Annotated in this window: 1 protein-coding gene; it reads left to right on the top strand. The window is 58.7% G+C overall.

From position 1 onward, the window contains the following. The coding region (locus EI28_RS12720) for a Yip1 family protein (RefSeq protein WP_231476854.1) at positions 1–684 on the top strand (684 nt) is incomplete at its 5' end. Positions 685–724: the final 40 nt, after the last annotated feature.

The following is a 724-nucleotide window of genomic DNA, read 5'->3' as shown; positions in this document are numbered from 1 at the left end:
GCCAAGAGTATACGAGGCGTACTTACCATGGATACTGGATTTCTCCGGGTGTTGCTCGATCCCGGGCGGTTTTTCGAGGCGCGGATGCAGGACAGGCCGAGCCTGAAGATACCGGCGCTGATCGCGCTCGCCGTCGGGCTGATCGGTGCGGTCTCGGTCATACCGATGATGGATCTAACCATGGCCATGCTTCCCGCGGAGATGCAGGGTCTCGGGGTGTTCATGACGATCATCTTCGCAGCCATTGCCTTCGCCGGCGGGTTCCTGGGCTGGATCATCTACGGTTTCGTCTTCCACCTCGTCTCGATGATCTTCAAGGGCCAGGGCCCCCTCGAGCGGACGATGGAGTTCACCGGCTACGGGCTTCTGCCCCAGGTATTCGGGGGTATCATCGGGACCTACTTCTCCTACCAGCTCCTCTCGGGCCTGAACGTCCCGCCCATGACAAACCCCGAACAGATCGCGGAGTTCTCCGAGGAACTGGTGAGCGTTCTCGCGACCGATCCTCTGGCGCAGATCGCCGGGATCGTGACCATCCTCTTCACGATCTGGAGTGCGAACATCTGGATCTTCGGTATGAAGTACGCGCGGAACCTCTCCACGCGGGACGCGGTTCTCACCGTCGGGATACCCGTGGGGCTTTATATCCTCTATCTGCTCATCACACTTGCCGGATGGCTGTAACATGAAACCACTCAACGTTTTGATTATATCACTCCTCTGT

The sequence above is a fragment of the Methanoculleus sp. MH98A genome, from assembly GCF_000691865.1.
Taxonomy (GTDB): domain Archaea; phylum Halobacteriota; class Methanomicrobia; order Methanomicrobiales; family Methanoculleaceae; genus Methanoculleus.
This window is presented reverse-complemented; position numbering and strand designations above follow the sequence as displayed.